Annotated in this window: 19 protein-coding genes; 4 read left to right on the plus strand and 15 right to left on the minus strand. The window is 33.1% G+C overall.

Annotation, left to right across the window (positions count from 1 at the left end; genetic code table 11):
* Positions 1 to 2: 2 nt before the first annotated feature.
* From TD18_RS11040 to TD18_RS11090, 11 genes are all read right to left on the minus strand, one after another.
* Entirely contained in the window at positions 3 to 1,583 is a 1,581-nt protein-coding gene (locus TD18_RS11040; protein ID WP_040252495.1) for a SulP family inorganic anion transporter, read from the minus strand.
* Between the two features lie 84 nt (positions 1,584 to 1,667).
* The gene (locus TD18_RS11045) at positions 1,668 to 1,970 is read right to left on the minus strand and encodes a hypothetical protein (RefSeq protein ID WP_052461143.1); all 303 of its coding nucleotides are present in this window, start codon (positions 1,968 to 1,970) and stop codon (positions 1,668 to 1,670) included.
* Between the two features lie 58 nt (positions 1,971 to 2,028).
* Complete coding sequence (locus TD18_RS11050) at positions 2,029 to 2,787, minus strand: SH3 domain-containing protein (RefSeq protein ID WP_040252497.1); 759 nt, start codon at positions 2,785 to 2,787, stop codon at positions 2,029 to 2,031.
* A gap of 57 nt (positions 2,788 to 2,844) precedes the next feature.
* On the minus strand, positions 2,845 to 4,623 hold the full coding sequence (locus TD18_RS11055; RefSeq protein WP_040252500.1) for a BatD family protein: 1,779 nt from the start codon (positions 4,621 to 4,623) through the stop codon (positions 2,845 to 2,847).
* A 65-nt stretch (positions 4,624 to 4,688) separates the two neighbouring features.
* On the minus strand, positions 4,689 to 5,525 hold the full coding sequence (locus TD18_RS11060; RefSeq protein WP_040252567.1) for a tetratricopeptide repeat protein: 837 nt from the start codon (positions 5,523 to 5,525) through the stop codon (positions 4,689 to 4,691).
* Between the two features lie 133 nt (positions 5,526 to 5,658).
* On the minus strand, positions 5,659 to 6,696 hold the full coding sequence (locus TD18_RS11065) for a vWA domain-containing protein (protein WP_040252502.1): 1,038 nt from the start codon (positions 6,694 to 6,696) through the stop codon (positions 5,659 to 5,661).
* Positions 6,697 to 6,754: 58 nt separating this feature from the next.
* Positions 6,755 to 7,759, minus strand: coding sequence for a vWA domain-containing protein (locus TD18_RS11070; protein WP_040252504.1), 1,005 nt, complete (start codon positions 7,757 to 7,759; stop codon positions 6,755 to 6,757).
* Positions 7,759 to 9,375, minus strand: a complete 1,617-nt coding sequence (locus tag TD18_RS11075; RefSeq protein WP_052461144.1) for a BatD family protein — start codon at positions 9,373 to 9,375, stop codon at positions 7,759 to 7,761. Before TD18_RS11075 ends, TD18_RS11070 begins: the two co-directional genes overlap by 1 nt.
* 62 nt (positions 9,376 to 9,437) lie before the next feature.
* The gene (locus tag TD18_RS11080; RefSeq protein WP_040252508.1) at positions 9,438 to 10,301 is read right to left on the minus strand and encodes a DUF58 domain-containing protein; all 864 of its coding nucleotides are present in this window, start codon (positions 10,299 to 10,301) and stop codon (positions 9,438 to 9,440) included.
* Between the two features lie 96 nt (positions 10,302 to 10,397).
* Positions 10,398 to 11,399, minus strand: coding sequence for an AAA family ATPase (locus TD18_RS11085; RefSeq protein WP_040252510.1), 1,002 nt, complete (start codon positions 11,397 to 11,399; stop codon positions 10,398 to 10,400).
* Positions 11,400 to 11,551: 152 nt separating this feature from the next.
* Positions 11,552 to 12,121, minus strand: coding sequence for a DUF4382 domain-containing protein (locus TD18_RS11090; protein WP_040252513.1), 570 nt, complete (start codon positions 12,119 to 12,121; stop codon positions 11,552 to 11,554).
* 104 nt (positions 12,122 to 12,225) lie between these two features.
* Here TD18_RS11090 and TD18_RS11095 point away from each other — a divergent pair, with 104 nt between their 5' ends.
* The 4 genes from TD18_RS11095 to TD18_RS11110 are packed head-to-tail and all read left to right on the plus strand — an operon-like array spanning position 12,226 to position 15,644.
* The gene (locus TD18_RS11095; RefSeq protein ID WP_040252514.1) at positions 12,226 to 13,089 is read left to right on the plus strand and encodes an aldo/keto reductase; all 864 of its coding nucleotides are present in this window, start codon (positions 12,226 to 12,228) and stop codon (positions 13,087 to 13,089) included.
* A 13-nt stretch (positions 13,090 to 13,102) separates the two neighbouring features.
* Complete coding sequence (locus TD18_RS11100; protein ID WP_040252516.1) at positions 13,103 to 13,855, plus strand: SDR family NAD(P)-dependent oxidoreductase; 753 nt, start codon at positions 13,103 to 13,105, stop codon at positions 13,853 to 13,855.
* Positions 13,852 to 14,481, plus strand: coding sequence for an HD domain-containing protein (locus TD18_RS11105; protein ID WP_040252519.1), 630 nt, complete (start codon positions 13,852 to 13,854; stop codon positions 14,479 to 14,481). Before TD18_RS11100 ends, TD18_RS11105 begins: the two co-directional genes overlap by 4 nt.
* 29 nt (positions 14,482 to 14,510) lie before the next feature.
* Positions 14,511 to 15,644 carry an ATP-binding protein gene (locus TD18_RS11110; RefSeq protein ID WP_040252521.1) on the plus strand — a complete coding sequence of 378 codons (1,134 nt, stop codon included), beginning with the start codon at positions 14,511 to 14,513 and terminating at the stop codon, positions 15,642 to 15,644.
* Between the two features lie 385 nt (positions 15,645 to 16,029).
* Here the strand turns inward: TD18_RS11110 and TD18_RS11115 are convergent, their stop codons facing one another.
* The 4 genes from TD18_RS11115 to amaB form a co-directional block, all read right to left on the minus strand.
* Positions 16,030 to 17,220 carry a DUF1501 domain-containing protein gene (locus tag TD18_RS11115; RefSeq protein WP_040252523.1) on the minus strand — a complete coding sequence of 397 codons (1,191 nt, stop codon included), beginning with the start codon at positions 17,218 to 17,220 and terminating at the stop codon, positions 16,030 to 16,032.
* 2 nt (positions 17,221 to 17,222) lie between these two features.
* Positions 17,223 to 18,593 (minus strand): DUF1800 domain-containing protein, encoded by a 1,371-nt coding sequence (locus TD18_RS11120; RefSeq protein ID WP_040252524.1) that lies wholly within the window; start codon positions 18,591 to 18,593, stop codon positions 17,223 to 17,225.
* Between the two features lie 122 nt (positions 18,594 to 18,715).
* Positions 18,716 to 20,470, minus strand: coding sequence for a T9SS type A sorting domain-containing protein (locus tag TD18_RS11125; protein ID WP_040252525.1), 1,755 nt, complete (start codon positions 20,468 to 20,470; stop codon positions 18,716 to 18,718).
* Positions 20,470 to 22,023: an L-piperidine-6-carboxylate dehydrogenase gene (gene amaB, locus TD18_RS11130; RefSeq protein ID WP_040252526.1), complete on the minus strand. Its 1,554-nt coding sequence runs from the start codon at positions 22,021 to 22,023 to the stop codon at positions 20,470 to 20,472. The genes TD18_RS11125 and amaB overlap by 1 nt, the downstream gene beginning before the upstream one ends.
* Positions 22,024 to 22,295: the final 272 nt, after the last annotated feature.

The raw sequence follows: 22,295 nt of genomic DNA on the forward strand, positions 1-22,295 counted from the left end.
TATTAGGCTGTTTTTGGTCTTAGTTTGAAAAATTCGATAAAACTCTCAGGATTCTCTACGACACCTCGTTCTGAAATAAGTTGAATATCTATGTTTCTCTCTTTAGCTTTAAATGCAAAATCATCTAATATTTCAATAATATCATTGTCAAGATATCTTGTTTTTCTTACATCTAATTCTAAATTGGTATCTCTAGGCAAACTATCTAATTCCTTTAAAATAGCTCCTTTATTGAAAAACGTTACTTCTTCCGCCAAGGTCATTTTAATTTTATGCTTACCATTACTTTTATCTTCAATATGCAAAAAGTGAGAATTTTGGAAACTTTTTATCAAGATGACAACGATACCAACACCTAATCCCATTCCTATTCCTACTAATAAATCTGTAAATACGATACCTAATACAGTAACAAAAAATGGTATAGACTGTTTCCATCCTAAATCGTACATTTTTTTGAATAAAGACGGTTTTGCTAATTTAAATCCGACAATAAACAAGATTGCTGCAAGTACTGATAATGGAATCATGTTTAATAATCTCGGAATTAATATCACTGAAATCAATAATAAAAATCCATGAATAATTGCCGACATTTTACTTCTACCACCAGATTGAATATTTGCTGAACTTCTAACAATTACCTGAGTAATTGGTAAACCTCCAATCATTCCTGAAATAATGTTACCAGTTCCCTGAGCTAATAATTCTCTATTCGTTGGTGTTACGTTTTTGTGTGGATCTAATTTATCTGTAGCTTCAACACAAAGTAAAGTTTCTAAACTTGCTACAAGTGCAATAGTAAAAGCTACAATCCATACTTCTGGATTAGTTATCGCCGAGAAATTTGGCAAACTAAATTGTCCGAAAAAAGATGCCGCATCTTCAGGAATAGGCACACTTACCAAATGTGATTGTTCAATTCCTAAAGTTTCATGTGATTGCGTTAGTAGGAAAAAAATGATTCCAACCACTACAGCAACCAATGGTCCTTGAATTAGTTGAAAAATTTTTCCTTTTTTAGACAACACTTTATCCCACAATAGCAAAATCCCTAATCCAATAGCACCAATTAAAGCTGATCCTGGCGTAATATGATTTAATGCATTGATAATTTCTGAAAATGTATTCTCTCCATCAACTTGAAAAAAGGCAAAATCGCCTTCTGGATCAGGATCGTATCCAAAGAAGTGTGGGATTTGTTTCAGGATAATGATAATCCCAATCCCTGTTAACATTCCTTTAATCACTGAAGACGGAAAATAATATCCAATAATTCCGGCTTTAAGTAAACCAAAAATCAATTGAATGATTCCACCTAAAACAACAGCAACTAAAAAATTCTGATAACCACCTAGAGTGCCTATCGCAGTTAATACAATAGCTGCTAAACCTGCAGCTGGACCACTAACTCCAATTTTAGAGCCACTCAATCCACCGACTACAATACCTCCTACAATACCTGCTATGAGCCCTGAAAAAAGAGGTGCTCCACTCGCTAGTGCAATACCTAAACATAATGGTAATGCTACAAAAAACACGACTATACTAGCTGGTAAGTCGTTCTTAATCGTTTTAAACATATATAAATTCATTTTGTCATTGAATACATCCAATGACTAATTTTTAATAATTTTAATGGACAATCAAGTCCGTTTTCTAAAAAATTATAAAATGAATTCGGGAGGTGGAGAAATTAAATTGAGATGTGGCTTAGGGTATGTTTTAAACCGATACTCTAAACTATTACCTCTATTCGAAAAATACAGTGATTCTAAATTGATAATATTATCTGAAGCAATCACATCCAGTTCAGATATTTTTTTGGAAGTATTATTCTCTTCTTCTTCAGTTATGGAATAAAAGTAAGAAATATCAGCAGTATCATCAATAGCTAAAATTACTGTTGGCGCAGAAATTAAAAACGCGAACAGAATTAAAAAGAAAGTAGCTGTAATATTTTTGGCCATAATTTGAATAGAAAAAGCAAATATAAAATTAGATTTCGATAATATAGTTAAATAATATTTAAAAAGTCTTTAACATTTTAATGTCATCATCCAATACCCAACCTGTTTTACCATCCGATAATTTAATTTTTTTCCAGTTGCTTACGGTATCTAGAACCTGAACTTTCGTACCTTCATGAAGCACAAAAGCTTCAGCACTTCTCAAATTTGGTTCACTTTTAATTTTTGTTTCCTGCGCAAAAACTATAGCTGGTTGATCCTTTTCAACCAATTTAAATTTATGAAATGCAAATACTAAAGCTACGATGGCTAGTAATAAAGAAACATTACTGGTTACAAAAGCAAATCGTTTTTTTGACGTAGAATATGTAAAATAATAAACGATAAATAGGATCACAAAAAACACAACAAATATCACAGCTGCTTTTGCCCAGCCATCAAAACTCATAGTGTTTGTCACATTTTTTATCAACTTTGATATACCAACTTCTGGTACGGCATCAATGGCATCAACGGTCATGTTTCTGGCAAAGGCGATGTTATTTTGAATGTCTTTATCATTAGGCTTTAGTAATAAGGCCTTTTCATAATAAAAGATGCTCGGTGCAATATGATTTAACTTGTAATGTGCATTTGCCATATTGAAATACAGTTCTGCCGAATGTTCTCCAGAATCTAAAATCGTCTTGTATTTCACTAAAGCTTCCGTATAATTTGCCTCATTATACAACGCGTTAGCTTCATCAAAAAGCTGATGATTTTGGGCAAATACTAATGTGCCAAACAGAAAAATCAGTATGTAACTTATGTTTTTCATTTTCAAGATTCTTTTTACTCCGAATATATTCGGGATACTTTGAATGACATTTATCTTTTATCTAAGTTCTTTATCAATTATTGAAATGGTTTTAGCTGCCTTATCGTAATCCTGTTGCATTTCCACATTGGTAATTGGCGTATATCTGGCCAACTCACAATGTTCAAGAATATTTATAAACTCTTGAATTGCTTCAGTGTTTACCTGCTTTTTTGTTAATAAGGTTTGTATTTTATCTTTGCTGAAGTCACTGGTTTCGATATGCAATTTAGCTTTCAGATAATTATGTAATGCCTTTTCTAAAGCGATATAAAATGCTTCTTTGTGACCTAATGCTTTTTTAGCTTCACCCAAGTAGCGTTTTGCGAGCTTATCGGCTTTTCTAATTTTATTTCCGAAGACATCTGCATTGCGCTCTTCTTTTTTCTTATGATAGACCAATGCCAGAGGAATTGCCAAAAGAGGCAGTAATAATGAGGTCCAGAACGCAGTGCTTTTAAAAAAATAACTAGAATTGACAGGCTTTAAATTTGCATCTGTTTTAACAAAGGCAAACTGATCACCATTTGATACCACATTTTGTTTGCTACTATTTACAGAAGCAAAATTATTGTCGGAATTCGACGTATTTACTGGACCTTCCAGCACGTTAATTACAATCTCACCCGATGACACAGTTTTATAGCTTTCCGTTTTAGGATCGAAGTACGAAAACGAAATGCTTGGAATTGGATATTTACCTTTATACTGAGGAACTATAGTATAACTATCGGAAATAGAGCCGTTCATTCCACCGAGATTGGTGTTTATATTTTCATTGTGTTCTGGCTCGTAAACTTCAAGAGAATTTGGTAATTTTAATTTTGGTAACTCAAAGAGTTTTAAATTCCCGTTACCTGTAACCTCCACTCTTGCCTGCAAAGATTCTGAAGCATTCAACTCGGTTTTAGATGTAATTACATTAAATTTAAAATCACCAACTGCTCCAGAGAAATTCTCAGGTTTTCCGTTTTCTGGTAGTGATTTAACTTGTATTGTTCTGCTTCCGGCAGAAACACGCTTATTAACCTGTGTCATTAATCGACCTCCAAAAATGTCTCTACGGTTGGTAGGCACTTCAACGGTGACGTCTAAGGTTAACGGTTCTATTTCGAGCTTTCCAGTTTTTTGTGGATATAACACTGTTTTACGAAGAACAACAAATCTGTAGTTATCATCACCGTTATAACTACCATTCTGAACTTTTAAGCCTTTAATATCTATATTTTGACTCCAGAAATCATTATATCTAGGATTGTCAATTTCTCTCCAGTTGCTTACACCTGTGCTTTGGGACACATAAAGCTTATACACAACCGTAATGGCTTCATTCAAATAAGGATTTGTTTTAGACACTTCGGCAACCAAATGAATATTTTCTGTTGCAACATTTTCGGCATTATCAGGATCATTAGGTCGCTTAACTGCGGCAGTAACATTAACCGTAACGACTTGCGTTTTGTAGACTTCCCCTTCAATGTCAATGGTCGCCTGATTAATTTTAATTTGCCCTTGTTTTTTAGGCGCGAGGAAATAACTATACGTTTTTTTGTAAGAACGTTTACCGTTCAACCAAGACTGACTCACCGAAGTATTTGGTCCACCAACAACAGTAAACCCATTAAAATCTGGCGGATTGAAATTATCACCATCCGTATTCATTTCGAAGTCGATGCGTAGCCGTTCGTTAATTCCAAGTTTAGTCTTACTTACTTTAGCTTCAAAAGTAATCTGAGCAGAAGCTATACTTGTTGTAAGTACTAAGCATAAAATTGATATGTATTTTACTATTTTCATTATTTAAAAAGTACTTCGACTGTGTTAAACATCACATTAACAATTCAACTTAAAACCAATTGCTATTACCAGTCTTTTTCTGTTTTAACTTTCACTCCTTTTTGTTTTTCGGCGTTGATTTTTTCCTGAACTTTTTGTTCCTGATTATTCATCGCTTCTAATAAATTCTTAATCTGTTGAGGAGACAACTGTCCTTGTTTAGGCTGAGGTTGACCTTTTTGATCTTTATTTTCACCCTCTTTTCCATCTTTTTTATCTTGATCTTCTTTAGGCTTACCTTGATCATCTTTTTGATCATCACCTTCCTTCTTATCTTCGTCGCCCTCGTCTTTTTTATCTTGATTATCTTCTTTTTCTTCGTTTTCGCCTTTATCTTTTTCTTCGTCGTCACCTTCTTTTTCTTGTTCTTTTTCCTGCTGGTCGTTCTCGTCTTGTTCATCCTGTTGTTGCTCTGCACACTCTTTTGCAATTGCAAAATTATAGCGGGTTTCATCGTCTGTAGGATCATTTCTCAACGCATTTTTGAAGGCTTCAACAGCTTCTTTGCATTGTTTATTTTGCATCAAAATATTACCAATATTGTGATAAGCCTTGTGCTTTTCTGCTTTAGAAGTTGCGTTTTCAGCAGCTTGTGTATGTCGAAATAAGGCTTCTTCATATTGCCCTTTTTTATAATAGGAGTTTCCTAAGTTATAGGTTCCTGCAGTAGTCGTTGGTTGTTCAGAAATGGCTTTTCTGTATTCCATTTCTGCTGAAATATAATCTTCAGAATCTATTAACTCATTTCCTTCATAAATATAGTTGTTAGCCTTTTGAAGCTGAAGCGCTTTTTCTTTGTCTTTATCTTGAGCGAAAGACACAGCTGCTACTAAAACCATAAAACCAAGTATTACCTGTTTCATTTTCTGATTTAATTTAAAGCCAAACTTATATGTTAATCTATTGATTTTCATGTTATGCAAACAGCAATATAAAAAACTGTACGACGTGTTATAGTTAAAGATTTTATAAAATATTTTAATACTATTTTAAAGGTTAGAAATTCTCGTTGAAAAGGTTCAAGCGTTTTAACCAACCTGTTTTTCGTTCTAAAAATAAAATATCAATAAACAAGAAAAAGATGGCAAACCCTAAAAACCACTGAAACTGGTCTTTAAAATCGGCAAATTCTTTGGCTTCAAATTCAGTTTTATCCATTTTGTTAAGAATATTTCTGATAGTATCAACCACTTCAATGGTATTACTCCCATTTATGTAAGAGCCATTCGCTTCTTCTGCAATATCTTTTAAAGTATTTTCATTTAATCTGGTAATAACAGTTTCTCCATTATTATCTTTTTTGTAGTTTAATATAATTCCGTTTTTTTTAATTGGAATTGGTCCACCTTTAACATCACCAACACCAATCGTAAAAATTCGAATCCCTTCATTACTAGCTTCTTCAGCTACGCTTGCTGCTTCATCTGTATGATCTTCACCATCAGAAATAATAATTAAAACACGATTGGTTTGCTCTTCATTATCAAAATAGGTCTTTGATAATTCTATGGCTTCACTGATTGCTGTTCCTTGTGAAGACAACATATCTGTATTCATATTCTGCAAGAACATTTTGGCGGAGGCATAATCTGTAGTAATTGGTAACTGTGGAAATGCTTTTCCTGCGTAGGCAATAATTCCAACGCGATCACTTGCCAGATTATTAATAATTTGCGTGACTAATTGCTTTGATTTTTCCAGTCGGTTAGGTGCAATATCTTCAGCCAACATACTTTTTGATACATCAACAGCAAACACAATATCGACACCTTCACGTTTTACCGTTTCGAGTTTGGTTCCGATTTTAGGATTGACCAATGCTATGGTTAAGCATACAAATGCCAGACATAACACAATCACCTTTAAAATAGATTTAAATAGGGATTGGTTTGGACTCAAACGCTTTAAAAGCTCTTTATTAGCAAAACGCTTTTGTGCTTTATACTTCCAAATTTGAAGCACAACAAACAGCAGGATAATTATTGGAATTACCATTAAAACCCAAAACCATATTTTTTCTTCTAATTGAAACATTTTTTTAGTATTCCGTATTCTGTTGGCAGCAAAGCGTTGCCACAAATACACTCATTTTTTAAACAAAACTTCTAAAGATTGTATATCTCAACAACAATTCTAATAATAAAAGTAAGCCAGCCAAAATGACTAGTGGCCTATATTTTTCTTCATAATTATAGAACTTAAACTCTTCTATTTCAGTTTTTTCTAGTTTATTGATTTCGCCATAAATCTCTTCAAGCTTCTTATTATTTGTTGCTCTAAAATATTTACCTCCTGTTACTTCGGCTATTTCTTTTAGCAAGTCTTCATCAATTTCAACCTGTACACGTCCGTATTGAAAAGATCCGTTAGGCTTAATTGCAATTGGAGATAGAGCCATTCCGTTTGTTCCTAAGCCAATTGTATAGGTTTTGATGCCATATTCAACAGCCAATTCACTAGCAATTTTAGGATCAATGAATCCTGAATTGTTTACACCATCTGTCAATAAAATAATGACTTTACTTTTAGCTTTACTATCTTTTAATCTATTTACAGAAGTTGCTAAACCCATTCCAATAGCTGTTCCTCCTTCAATAATAGTATTGTATTTGATATCTCTAAGCGAACGTAACACAATGGCTTTATCGCTTGTGATTGGTGTTTTGGTATAGCTTTCTCCTGCATACTCAACCAATCCGATTCTGTCATTTGGTCGGCCTTGAATAAATTGACCAGCAACTTTTTTTAGAGCTTCTAATCTGTTTGGTAATAAATCTTTAGCCAGCATACTAGCAGATACATCAATTGCCATAACGATATCAATACCTCTGGTTGTTTTCGTTTTTGAAGAGACATCAACTGTTCTCGGTCTCGCCAAAGCTGTAATTAGCAATGCTAAAGCCAGCAATCTTAATACAAACAATAGTGGTTTCAAGTTTGTCAACCAGGATTTGGCAACCTTAAAGCCTTTTATACTGGATATTTTTAGTTCTGCTGTTTGTTTTTTCATTGTAAACAAATACCAAACTATTGCCATTGGAAGTAATAATAGCAACCAGAACATTTCTTTATTTAAAAACTCGATACCTTCTAACATTACTCCTCTGCTTTTTTAAGTTCAATTGAATTTAAAATACGTTCTACCGTTTCTTCAGCATAGACATCATCATCTGTCCAAGTAATCATAATTTGCTGCATAATCTTTTCGCCTTCTGCTACAAAATGAATGATAGCATAATGGCCATCTACAAAGTTTTCTGAATTCAATATTGGAAACCTGGCCGTCCCATAAGTTTTTAGCCCTTCAGCAGCATTTGGTGTAATAAATTGTTCTCTTTTTACCGTAATATCTTTAATACCTTTGGCTTCAAGTTGTCTGATTGCTCCTTCTGGTGCCTGTTTTAAGTCTATAGGATTGTCTTCTCCAGCCTCAGCTACTGTTGTTGTGCTTACAATTACACTAAAGAAATCGAGAACGCTTCCGTAGCCAAAGGCCGTAATTTTAACTCTGTCGTTTAACTCTTCGGGAACAGGAGTATCTAAACGTTTCAGCACCTTAGGTGTACTAATTGATATAGGAGGAATCCCATACTCACTTCTCACCCAGTTGCCTTCTAAAAGTTCTTTACTTTCATGACCAATAAGTGTGTCTTTTACGTAGGCAAATCCGTATTTAATACCAAAGCCTATAACTGTTGCAATAATTAAAAACACAGAAATAAAAACCGTCAGTAATACCTTTCTACGTTTCTTTTTATGTGCTTGTTCTTCCTTATATTGCTGGTTTAGTAATTTTTCTTCTTCAGTAGGTTCTGGTAAAGCTTCTTTGACGTGATCAATTTCAATGTCAATTGTATTTCTATCTAATTTAGCGAGTTCAATATCTGGAGCTGACTTGGCAAATTTCACCAAATCGGCACGTTTTAAAATGGTTTCAAGGTTTCTAATGTCTTCTGTGCTTAACTCAATTTGATTGGCATCTTTAAGAAGGTTTAATCTTGAAATTAATTCGTCAGTAGTACTTTCAAGAGCTTTATCATATACCTTTTCATCCAGATATTTTCTGATAATAAATGTCAATTCGGAATAATAATCTTTCAGTTCAGCATTCTGCAAATACGTACTTTCATCAAGCTTTTTTAAGGCCAATTTGGCTCTGTCATAAGGCGGAAGCAACGCAATTTTAGCGTCTTCAGATAAAGGTTTCTTTCTCCAGATAAACCAATACAACAAAAAGGCTACAAGAAGAACAGCTAAAAGAATCCCTAAAATGATAAGCCATCGATTGCTACTACTTTTTTCAACTTTTATAAATGGCTTAATATCGTAAAGCCCTTGTTTTGTAGTGTCAACTTCAATGTTTGAAACCTCAACACGTAATGAATCTGTAAAAAACGTTTTAGAACCAATGATGATTTTTTGTTTCGGAATGGTATAGGAACCAGAATCAAACTGTGTTAATCCGTATCGCTTTATTAATTGATATTTAGCATTATTTTTTGTGGTATCTACCTTATAGGATTCAATCATTTCTAAGGGCGAAAATGTTTGTCCTTCAGGAAATACAACCAGATCTGTAGTATCGGCTTCAACCTCAACTTTAAATGTGATTTGCTGACCAATTTTAATTTTAGTAGAATCTATTGACGAGGTGACTTGCGCTGCTAAGTAAAAAGGCACAAGTAAAAAGGCAATAGCAAATAACCTAAGCATTGAAACTTTGGTATTTTTTTCGACTTTATATGTTTTTATCCTTTTCACTTTATACTTAAATATTATCTTCTTTTAAAATAACCTAACAGCTTTTTAACGTAGCTTTCATCAACGCGACAATCAATCGTTCCTGCACCAGATTTCGTAAATGTGTTTTTATAGAAATCTACTTTTTCATAGTAATAGGCACTGTAATTTGTTCTGACTTTTTTTGAACTCGTATTTACCAGAATAAGTTCTCCACTTTCTTCATCCTGCATTTGAACCATTCCTAAATTTGGAATGCTTTCTTCATGTTTATCGTATATTCTAATACCAGTAATATCATGCTTGTTAGCAGCAATTTTAAGTGTTTGCGAATAATCATCTGCAATAAAATCGCTAAGTACAAAAACAATCGCTTTCTTTTTCATCACGTTAGATAAAAACTTCAACGCTTCAGAAATGTTAGTCCGTTTACTTTTAGGCTCAAATTCAATAAGCTCACGAATAATTCGCAAAACATGAGAACGTCCTTTTTTTGGCGGAATGTAAAGTTCTATCTCATCTGAGAATAGAATTAATCCGATTTTATCATTATTCTGGGTTGCTGAAAAGGCTAGTGTTGCCGCAATTTCGGTCGCAATTTCATTTTTAAACTGATCAACTGTACCAAACAATTTTGATCCAGAAATATCGACCATGAGCATCATTGTAAGCTCGCGTTCTTCTTCAAACACTTTTACATAAGGCTCATTATAGCGAGCCGTTACATTCCAGTCAATATTTCTAACATCATCGCCAAACTGGTACTGTCTTACTTCGGAAAACGTCATACCACGACCTTTGAAAGTCGAATGGTATTCGCCTCCAAAAATATGATCAGACAATCGTCTTGTCTTGATCTCAATCTTTCGTACTTTTTTTAGTAATTCCTTAGTATCCATTGTTTTGTTTTGTCATTCCGCACTCGATGCGGAATCTTTCTGATAAAATTTCCGACAAATAATAATGAGATTCCTGCTTTCGCAGGAATGACAACACTATGGTACTTCGATTTCGTTTACAATCTTATTGATGATATCTTCAGACGTGATGTTTTCAGCTTCCGCTTCGTAAGTAATTCCGATTCTGTGACGCAATACATCGTGAACAATTGCTCGTACATCTTCAGGAATCACATAACCACGACGCTTTATAAATGCATAACATTTTGCAGCTGTTGCCAAATTGATGCTACCACGAGGAGATGCTCCAAAAGAAATTAATGGTTTTAAATCTGCCAGTCTATATTTTTCAGGATAACGGGTTGCAAAGATGATATCGAGAATATACTTTTCAATTTTCTCATCCATATACACGTCTCTAACAGCTTTTTGAGCATTGAGAATTTGAGCAACAGACACAACTGGATTTACCTTATCCCAACTTCCTTTGAGATTCGCTCTCATAATGAGTTGCTCTTCGTCTTGTTTCGGGTAATCAATCACCGTTTTAAGCATAAAACGATCGACTTGAGCTTCAGGCAACGGATAGGTTCCTTCTTGTTCCACTGGGTTTTGAGTTGCCATTACCAGAAATGGTTTATCTAAAATAAAGGTCTCATCACCAATAGTGACTTGCTTTTCCTGCATAGCTTCTAATAAAGCCGATTGCACTTTTGCAGGTGCTCTGTTAATTTCATCTGCAAGGACAAAATTAGCGAAGATAGGTCCTTTCTTGATAGAGAAATCGTTGAGTTTCATGTTATATATAAGTGTTCCTACAACATCTGCAGGCAGTAAATCTGGAGTAAACTGAATTCTGCTAAAGCTACCATCTACAGCTTGAGACAAGGTATTAATAGCTAACGTTTTTGCCAATCCAGGAACACCTTCAAGTAAAATATGGCCTTGACCTAATAAACCAATAAGCAATCGCTCGACCATGTGTCTCTGGCCAACAATCACTTTGTTCATTTCCATGATTAACAAATCAACAAAGGCACTTTCTTTTTCAATTTTCTCATTAATCGATTTAATATCGATTGTACCAGTTTCTTCCATTATCTATATATTTTAAAAAGAATATTTATATCAATCTTATTTAGTACCGCAAATTGTTAAAATTTTTCTTCGTTTGCTGTTAAGAATTGGTTAAAAAATAAAGAGCAGTGCTCATAGCACTGCTCTTTGTAAGTATATAAAATTCAAACTGTTTAAAACAGATTGTATAATCGCATTAATGTACTTGTTTTTGGATTTAACTTAACTTCATTCCCTGAAGAAAAACGAACAGAATCATCAATATTCATCTCTACAGTAAACTCATAGAGTTTGTTTTCAACTAATTGTTTTTCAAGCACATTTACGGAAGCGTATCCATATTCTGACTCCACATCAACAACATATTCTAAATTATTCTTTACTACAGAATTGTTGTCACCGAAAACTATTTTAATATTATAGATAAATTCTGCAGGCACTTGTTCAAAATCAACTAAAGTTAAAACATGATTCCCAGAAAAACGGGTTAAATCATGAACACCTGTATTCATTGTATTTAAACTTATCCACGCATTTGGATCTGTTTCGTCTTCTAAAACTCGTAATTGAACTTCTAAAATTTCAAGATTAAGTTGGCTCAACTGTGTATCTGTTCCAACTAGTTTTACATTAACTAAACTGTTGTCTAAAGGCGTAGATTCTTCTTCTTTGCTACAGCTAGTCAATAATACGATAGCTAATAAACTAATTAAAAAGGTTTTAGTGTTGTAGGAAAATGTCATGATTTGGGTCATTTAATTATTACAAAACAATGATACCTCATTACCTAAGATTTGACTATTTTTATACATGAATTGCAGAAAAATCCATATAAACTGAAAAAAAAGTGAAATATTCTCGATTAATTGCAGGCACCATGACTTGGGGAAGTTGGGGAAAGCAGCTCGCACAAAAAGAAATGGTCTCATTAATGCATCATTGTCTTGAAAATTCAATTACAACTTTCGATCATGCCGATATTTATGGTGGTTACACTACTGAAGCCGACTTCGGAAAGGCTTTTGCTGAAAGCAACATCAAACGAGAAAACATTCAACTGATCTCAAAGTGTGGTATTCAATACCTAAGTGATAACAGACAAAATACAGTTAAGCATTACGATTACAGTAAAGACTATATCATATGGTCTGCTGAAACCTCTTTAAAACACTTAAAAACAGATTATTTAGACCTCTTTTTACTCCATAGACCTAGTCCGTTAATGCATCCTGATGAGATTTCAGAAGCAATCAGCACTTTAAAAGAACAAGGGAAAATAAAAGACTTCGGTGTATCCAACTTTACACCTTCGCAAGTTGAACTGGTTTCTAGTGCTGTTGAAGTTACGGTGAATCAAATTGAATTTTCACTCACCCAACATTCTGCGATGCACAATGGCTCATTAGATCAGATGTTATTGAAAGGTATCATACCAATGGCATGGTCGCCTTTAGGCAGTGTGTTTAGAGAAGATAATGAACAAACCAGACGTATCCATAAACAACTAGGTGAACTTCTGAATGTTTATAATGTCACTGAAGACCAGTTATTATTAGCATGGATTTTAAAACATCCAGCCAATATCCATCCTGTGATTGGCACAACAAACAAAAACAGGATTACTGACTCTAAAAAAGCAGAACATATTGACCTCAAACTTGAAGATTGGTTTAAAATACTCGTAGCTTCTCAAGGTCATAAAGTTCCATAAACGAAAATAATATATGAATAAAACAGCCTTAATCACAGGAGCTACAAGCGGCATTGGTAGAGCAACTGCACATGAATTTGCAAAACATGGTATTAATTTAGTCCTCTGCGGAAGACGTCAAGAACGACTGGATACTATTGAAAAAGCCTTAAGTAAACAAACAGATGTTCACACCCTTAATTTTGATGTGAGAGACAAAGAAGCAACTCAAAATGCGATATCGTCTTTACCTGATGCTTTTAAAATCATCGACATCTTAATCAATAATGCAGGAAATGCTCATGGCTTAGACCCAATTCAAACGGGAGATTTAGACGATTGGGATGCTATGATGGATATCAATGTGAAAGGTTTGCTCTATGTGAGTAAAGCCGTTATTCCTCAAATGACTGAACGCAAATCTGGACATATCATCAACATTGGTTCGTCTGCTGGAAAAGAAGTGTATCCGAAAGGTAATGTTTATTGTGGAAGCAAACATGCTGTTCTGGCAATTACTGAAGGTATGCGAATTGATTTGAATCCTTTCGGAATCAAAGTGACAGCTATTAATCCTGGTTTGGTTGAAACCGAATTTTCTAAAGTTCGATTTAAAGGTGATGCAGCTGCAGATTCTGTTTATAAAGGATATAAAGCTTTACAAGCTGAAGATATTGCTGAAGTAATTCAGTTTGCTGTGTCGAGACCTGCTCATGTAAATATTGCTGATGTGTTGATGTTTTGTACAGCTCAGGCGAATTCAACAATCGTGAATAAGAATGTATGATACAATGGCTTTATAATGAATGGAATACTTTAGCTTCAAAATATTCTGAAGACGAAGAGCTCATTTCAACTTACTGGAATGAGATTAAAACACATTATAATTCGAAATCTAGACATTATCATAACTTATCTCATATTTATAATATGCTACTTCAAATTGAAGTTCTTAAAAGTTCAATTATAAATTACGACCTCTGTAGATTTACTATTTGGTATCATGATATCATTTATAAATCTACCAAAAAAAACAATGAATTAAAAAGTGCAGAATTTGCCAAGAATCGTTTAAAACCACTCGATTTAGATGAAAAAAGCATTGAGATTGTACAAAAACTAATAAAATCGACACAAAAACATGAATTAGTTTTAAGAGAAAACGATGATAATGCTTATGTTCTAGATTTGGACTTATCCATTTTGGGTTCTAATTGGGATACTTACAAAAAGTACACTGATAATATAAGGAAAGAATATGCAATATATCCTGATTTCATGTACAGTCCTGGAAGGAAGAAAGTTCTAGCTCATTTTCTTAATAGAGACACCTTATATTTTACTGATTATTTCAGAAATAAATACGAAAATCAAGCTAGAGAAAATTTAAAAAGAGAATTTGAATTGCTTTAAGAAAATATTCAATTATTTAGAATACACTAATGATCAATAAACGTCTTTTAATTAAAAACTTACTAGCTCATAACGATGAGAACAGTTTTTATGATAAAAAACGAAAGATTGATATCACGCACAAAGAAGGTAAAGCAAAGTTTTTAAAACACATCTGTGCACTTTCAAATAGCAATCCAAAAAACAACTCGTATATCGTCATTGGTGTTGAAGATGAAGACAACAAAATCGTAGGTGTTAACTTTTTTGATGACAGCAAAATTCAGAATCTCATCAATGCCTATTTAACGCATCCTCCAATTGTTCAATATGAGAACATTCCATTTCCACACTTACCAGACAATAAAGTTGTAGGTCTTGTGACCATCAGACCTATTGATAAAATTACGTCGCTTCGAAAAAATATCTGGAAATATTATGGAGGCTCTGTATTTTTTAGAGATGGAAGTATGAGCATGCCCAAAGTGTTCGATATTGAGATTAAAGATGTCAATTCCAAAATTGTTTCTGAAATTGAATCGCATGCTCAAAATAACATTCAATATACGCTTGATGGCGTTTTTGATTTTTTAAATAAGCGAAAAGATTTTAATCCGCAATACAAAGTCTTTAAAGAATATTTTGTGTTGTGCTGGTCTGGTCAGAAAAAAACAGTTAAAGATAAGATCTATTATTCCAGAGTCGATATTGAATTGATTAACGAACAGGTACGTTTATTTTTTTCTACACTTGATGAAGTATCTATAGTCTTTAATGAGAATTCATTTCAAATTGTAGAATATGTGAGTCTCGGACTTCAAAACTCATTTAAATATTATGAATTAGAAGAAACCATTATTCGTTTTGAAGACAATGCACATTATAACATAGAAACCAAACTTTTATTTAAGCCTCCTCAATTTGATAAAAAAGTGTTGCATCATATTTATAATTCTAACAACGCTTTAGTTGAAAAACTTCAGAAAGGGCTTTCTTTAACAAAAAATGACTTGTTAGATTTGAGGAATCTTCCTGCAACCTATCTCATTTGTTATCTCAATTTATTTCACGATGCGATTGATAAATTAAATGAAGCAAAACCCTTCTTAAAAAAGCATAGTGAAGCCATTTACAATTCTTATCAAGAAGTAACTCGTATTTTAAGAAAAGTTAAATACAGTTAATCGGGAAAATTTAACAGGAAATGTCGTTCATCCAAATTTTTCTGCTAATTGTAGAATTTATTGTTATTGAGCATTACTTTTCACGAGATTTGTCTTGCTATTAATCAATTACATATAACCTTATTTCTATATCGACAAGTCGAATAAGAAGTAAGGTTTTTGTTTTTTTATAAAACTATTTTGTCTTAAGCATTGCAATAAAAAATCTTTTCTAACTAAGATAAAATGAATACCTACCATTCATACAGTTTTTTTTACCACTCATAGTTTTTTTTGAAACGCATCCATTTTTTTTACCATTTTTGTAGTGCTATTAATCAATTACAAACTGCCTTGTTTCAATCGGTTTACCGAGAAAGAAATAAGGTTTTTGTTTTTTTTGACCTTAAATAAAGTCTAATCTTGAAAAGGTTTTGTTTACAATAGTGTCATCCTCAACGCCTAACCAATTTCCTAATAGTGTGGCATAAATAGATCTGAAATCTACGGTGTATTTCACATCGCCATTTTCATCTAAATCTGATAAACTAGTCATATCATTATAGAAACCTGGTGTTTTAAATTGGTTTCCTATAATAAATACATTACTTGCTGCGCCATGATCTGTCCCATTAGCCGCATTTTGTTTCACACGTCTTCCAAATTCAGAAAACGTTAAAATAAGCGTATCATTAAACGTGCCTTGTTGTTTTAAATCTGAAACAAAGGCTTCAATACCTTCTGCATATATTTTCAGCAATCTTGATTGTGTATTTGGTTGCCCTGCATGTGTATCAAAACCACCTAAAGACGAATAAAAGACTTTGGTATTAATACCAGAATTAATAAGTCTTGAAGTTGTTTTTAGTTGATTTGAAAATTCGTTATTAGGATACTCATAGCTATTAGAAGCCGTTTTATGTTTTTCGAAAATGTATTTAGCAGAAGACTCTGCAGCAATCATTGTTTTATACAAATAACCTAAATTATGTTCACTCAGGTGCTCATCCTGATAATGTTTCAGTACATTTTTGAAATAAGGATCTTGTGATGTTCTAAATAATACCTGTGGGTTTTTAGTGGCTATTCCGTTAATATGCTGTCCCTTTAAGGCTAAAGATAAGCTGTCATCAATTTCAATGGCATTGTAAGGTTGTTTACCATAAGCATCTAAATAGCGACCTATCCAACCTGTTTGTAAATATTGTTCTGAATGACTTGCCGTTTGCCAAATTTCAGTTGATCTGAAATGGGATCGATTCGGATTTGGATAACCAACATTATTAATAATGGTTAAATGACCTTGATCGTATAGCTTTTTTAATGGTTGTAAACTGGAATGAAAGCCTAATTCATCAGTGACTTTGATAAGTTCATTTTTTTGAATTCCAATTGTTGGTCTGTTGCGATAATACACATCATTATTAAAAGGAATAATGGTGTTTAATCCATCATTTCCACCTGCAAGTTGAATAATAACTAAACGCTTATAACCTAAACTCGTCGTTGCTAAATTTTCGAATGCTTTTATAAAATTAGGCACAAAAAACAGACTACTCGCTAATGCGGATTGTTTTAAAAATTGTCTTCTTTCCATAGTTAACACATTTGGTATTCTGGTAACGACATCAACTGCACACAAAAATTTCGCTTAGAATTTTTGCTTAAAGTTTTTAAATAGGTTTGTGTTCCGTTACTCAATTCTGAAAGAATAAGTTGCTGTTGTAATGCCTCAAAAGAAGTATTACTATAATGCTTTTCGAACGTTTCCCAATCCACTTTTACAGACACCAACTTGTTTCTGATTTTTTGGGTATGGTATTTTTCAAAGCTATCTTCAAATTCTCCTTTTGCTTTTATTGAAATTTTTGCGTTCGCTAAAATGATGGAAGGCAATTTCAAACGTAACATGATGGTGTTACTGTCGATCCAGTTTTTCCCACCTTTCCAGCCTGCTACATTTGGCGGATTTAGTAATGTTTGTCCGAGTAATTTCTGAATTTTAAGCAGGTCCTCTGGTTTTTCAAACTCAACAGGAACTGTTCTGGACAGACCCACTAAAAACTCAATTGGTGATTTTATTTTTGTGCCAATATTATTGTCATCATAAAACCAATCAGACATAAAAAGGTACTTCATGAGTTTTTCGATATTGTAATCTTTATAAAACGCAGCAGCTAATTCTTCAACTCTACCTTCATCAATAATATCGTTTACGAAGTAACTGTAGATTTTCCGACAGATAAATCGCGCACATTGCTTTTGTTCAAGAATTATGTCAATAATATCATCACCATCATAACGTCCAGTATGACCAAAAAATGTTTTAAAATCATAATCATGCTGAAATTTTCGCAGTACAAATTCGCCTTCAAAATTATGGTTATAGCCTGTGAACGCTTTTGCGCTTTCTTTAATATCTTCTTCGGTATATTGACCTTCACCCAAAGTGAATAATTCCATTAATTCTCTGGCAAAATTCTCATTGGGCTTTTGCTTTCGATTTTGTTTATTATTCAAATATTTAAGCATTGCGGCTTCTTTTGAAATGGCTTTTACAAAATCTCCAAAATCACCTAAGGCATGACGTCTTAGGGTATTGTTATATTGTTGAACGTGAAATATGTTGGCATCCTGACACACAAAATGGTTCGCCCAAAACAAGGTCATTTTTTCTCTTAAAAGTTCGTTGGTAGTCACAAGTCGGTTTACCCAAAGCGTATTATAGATTTTCAACTTGTTTCTACTCTTTTTAATAAACGCCTGACGTCTACTTTTATCTTTTAACAAGCCTTTTTCAGAAAACAGGTTAAAATCTGAAAGGTCGATTTCTAAAAGACTAGGTTTTGAGTAATGAAACAACCCATTTACAACTTGATGTTTATCTAAACGAGATAAAGTGTTAAGCTCATTTGGTGTTACTCCAAAACCTGCTCTCCAATACAAATGTTGAATATCTTGTGGTTTCATGGGTATAAGACTCAATTACGTAAACAAAGTTTAATTTTAAGTGGCAAAAATGATTCCAAAGATAAATCACAAAAAAACCGTTTCAATAATTGAAACGGTTTTAAGAATCTTTTTGTACTTATTTATTTTTTAATAACCTTAAATACATCTTCTCCTTTATCTGTATTAATTTTTAAAAAATAAACCCCTTTTTGAAGATTTGAAACATCCAATTCAAAAGAAGCAGAATTTGCTATAAACTCTAAAATCACTTTACTAGTAACGTCACACAAAACTATAGTGTTAACTTTTATCTTGGAATTTATATTCAGTTTGTCTTGAACAGGATTAGGGAATACATGTATTATATCATTCAAAGTCTGTTCTTCAATAGTGAGGTTGTCTATAACAAAAGTTTGCTCAGGAGCAAAAACAGAACCTGCATATTGATTATCCAAAGATTGAACAGACCAGAAATAAGTCCCACTAGGAAGATTTTTTAAAATAGCTTCATTTTTATATTGCATGTTTCCTACATGAACAACTTTTCTATATCCAGTAATGAGATCTGCCATTGGTGTTACTACATCAGTACTGCCTGAAGAAGTCCCAACATATAAATTATAAGTTAATTGTCCACTAGGAGATTCATTATCTGAGGCAAAATCCCAGTTTAAAGTGACTTCTGAATCAATGACATTTGAAATCAAATTTGATGGTGATGTTGGTGATGTATTTTGAGTTGTTGATTGGTTTGAATAGATCTTACTTGAATTATTCTTAATTAGGAATACATCAGTATCTCCATCATTATCAAAGTCTCCAGCATCAATATCGTTTAAATAGAATTCATTAATACCTGTAGAAGTATTTTGGGTAAGAGACATATCTCCTTCATTACTATAAATATATATCCCATTATTAGCTATTAAAAAATCAAGTTCTCCATTTCCAGTATAATCTGCAGAAACAAAATTTGACTGACTGCCTGCATTAGGGAAAAACGCATCTATATATTCCGTAAAAGAAAAAGAACCATCATTAAGATATATTTTTGCATTATTACTTGTTCCGCCAAATCCATTCTGACCATTTAACAAATAATCCAATAATCCGTCATTATTACAATCCCTAAGTTCAGCATCACCATTCATAGTTCCTTCTAATGTTAGCACTTCAGTAAATGTGAAATCTCCATTATTTCTATAGAATTTTGAATCGGAAGTTGTATCCCACATATTAAATGATCTGATACCACCACAAACTATATCATTATCTCCATCATTATCTATATCACCAATTAAAATTTTACCTTGACTATATCCCATTATAGATTGACTAATCAAAGAGAACTGATTGTTTCCATCATTTCTATATAAATAAGTGTAATCAACTAATCCATCTTCATTGCCTTGAAGAATTAGATCTAAATCACCATCCATATCTAAATCTCCCCATGCAAATTGATTATTAATAATACCACTATCTACAAACGAATAAGTTACTTCAAAAAAAGTATTTGAAATATTCTCATATAAATTTGTAGATGAATTAAATGTACTATTCATTCCAGAAATAAAAACATCTAAATCATTATCATTGTCATAGTCAATAAATTCTACCTGACCGTTTCTATAATTTTCACCTAAAGAGATTGAACTTTGAGTGAAATTTCCCGAACCATCATTGTTATAGACCAAAGTATAAGGATTTGGATCTCCCCAACCACTGCCCATGGTGATAATGTCTAAATCTCCATCATTATCATAGTCACCAATATCAGATTTAGAAGCAGCCAAAGTTGTAAATACACCATCATTAGAAGGAGTAAACGTTTGTGTATAAACGCTATTTACAACTAATAAAAAACAAACAGATATTTTACTGAAAAGTTTCATTACAAATCAAATTTAATCCCTTGAGCTAAAGGCAATTCATCCGAATAGTTGACTGTATTTGTTTGTCTTCTCATATATACTTTCCAAGCATCAGATCCTGATTCACGTCCACCTCCAGTTTCTTTTTCTCCACCAAAAGCGCCACCAATTTCAGCACCAGATGTTCCGATGTTTACGTTAGCAATTCCACAATCTGAACCAGCATAAGACAAGAATTTTTCAGCTTCTTTCATTTCGTTTGTCATTATTGCAGACGATAATCCCTGAGCCACACCATTTTGCTTTTCGATAGCATTTTCAACATCACCAGAATATTTCATTAAATATAAAATTGGCGCAAATGTTTCGTGTTGTACGATTTCAAAATGATTTTCAGCTTCAATAATCGCTGGTTTCACGTAGCAACCACTTTCAAAACCTTCGCCTTCTAAAACACCACCTTCAACTAACACGTTTCCACCTTCAGCTTTTGCTTTTTCAATAGCAGCTAAATACGTATTTACTGCATCTTTATCGATTAAAGGGCCTACATGTTTTGTTTCATCTAAAGGATTCCCAATTTTAATTTGACCATAAGCACCAACAATGGCATCACGTACTTTATCGTAAACTGATTCGTGAATGATTAATCGTCGTGTTGACGTACAACGTTGTCCGCAAGTTCCAACAGCTCCAAATACAGCTCCAGGAACCACCACTTTTAAATCGGCAGAAGGTGTAATAATAATCGCATTGTTTCCACCTAATTCTAATAACGATTTTCCGAAACGTTCAGCAACCGTTTTACCTACTATTCTTCCCATTCTTGTAGAACCGGTTGCAGAAACTAAAGGAATTCTAGAATCAGTTGTCATAAATTCACCAACTTTATAATCGCCATTAATGATGCACGAAATACCTTCAGGTAAATTATTTTCTTTTAAAATTCCAGCGATAATATTTTGACAAGCCACTGAGCATAAAGGTGCTTTTTCAGAAGCTTTCCACACACAAACATCACCACAAATCCAAGCTAAAGCAGTATTCCAGGCCCAAACAGCTACAGGAAAATTAAATGCAGAGATAATTCCAACAACTCCAATTGGATGCCATTGTTCTCTCATCACATGTCCTGGACGTTCAGATGGAATAGTTTGTCCGTTTAATTGTCTTGATAATCCAACAGCAAAATCACAGATATCAATCATTTCCTGAACTTCTCCATAACCTTCTTGTAAAGATTTACCCATTTCGTAAGACACCAATTTCCCAAGAGGCTCTTTTAAATCTCTTAATTTATTTCCAAACTGACGTACTATTTCTCCACGTTGAGGTGCAGGAACATCTCTCCAAGATTTGAAGGCTTTGGTTGCAGCTTCCATTACTTTATCGTAATCAGCTCTTGTTGTCGTTTTTACTTTTCCTATTAATTGACCGTCAACAGGAGAATACGATTCAATAATATCTCCATTAGAAAAGTTATTAGAACCTGTAGAAGTCCCATCATTTATGTCTTTAACTCCTAATTGTTGTAAGGCTTCTTTTATTCCGAAATCGGTAGCAATTGCTTCCATATTTGTTTGTTTTTTATGAATTATTAAATTTTGACGCGAAGTTACTAATAAAAAGTCATTTTCCCTTGAAGTGCTTTGCTTAATAATGTAACTTTAAAGCACTTATATTTTCTTTATAAATATGAAAAAAACGAATACTACGTAATCATCAACGAATACTATTTTATAAGTAGCACATATCAAAAAGTCACCTTTTAATCCTATAAAATACTTTAATTTTATACTATTCAACTATCAATATGATGGTTTGAATAGTATGTACAAACGGTCAA

This window comes from Psychroserpens mesophilus (genome assembly GCF_000826645.1).
Lineage (GTDB): Bacteria > Bacteroidota > Bacteroidia > Flavobacteriales > Flavobacteriaceae > Psychroserpens > Psychroserpens mesophilus.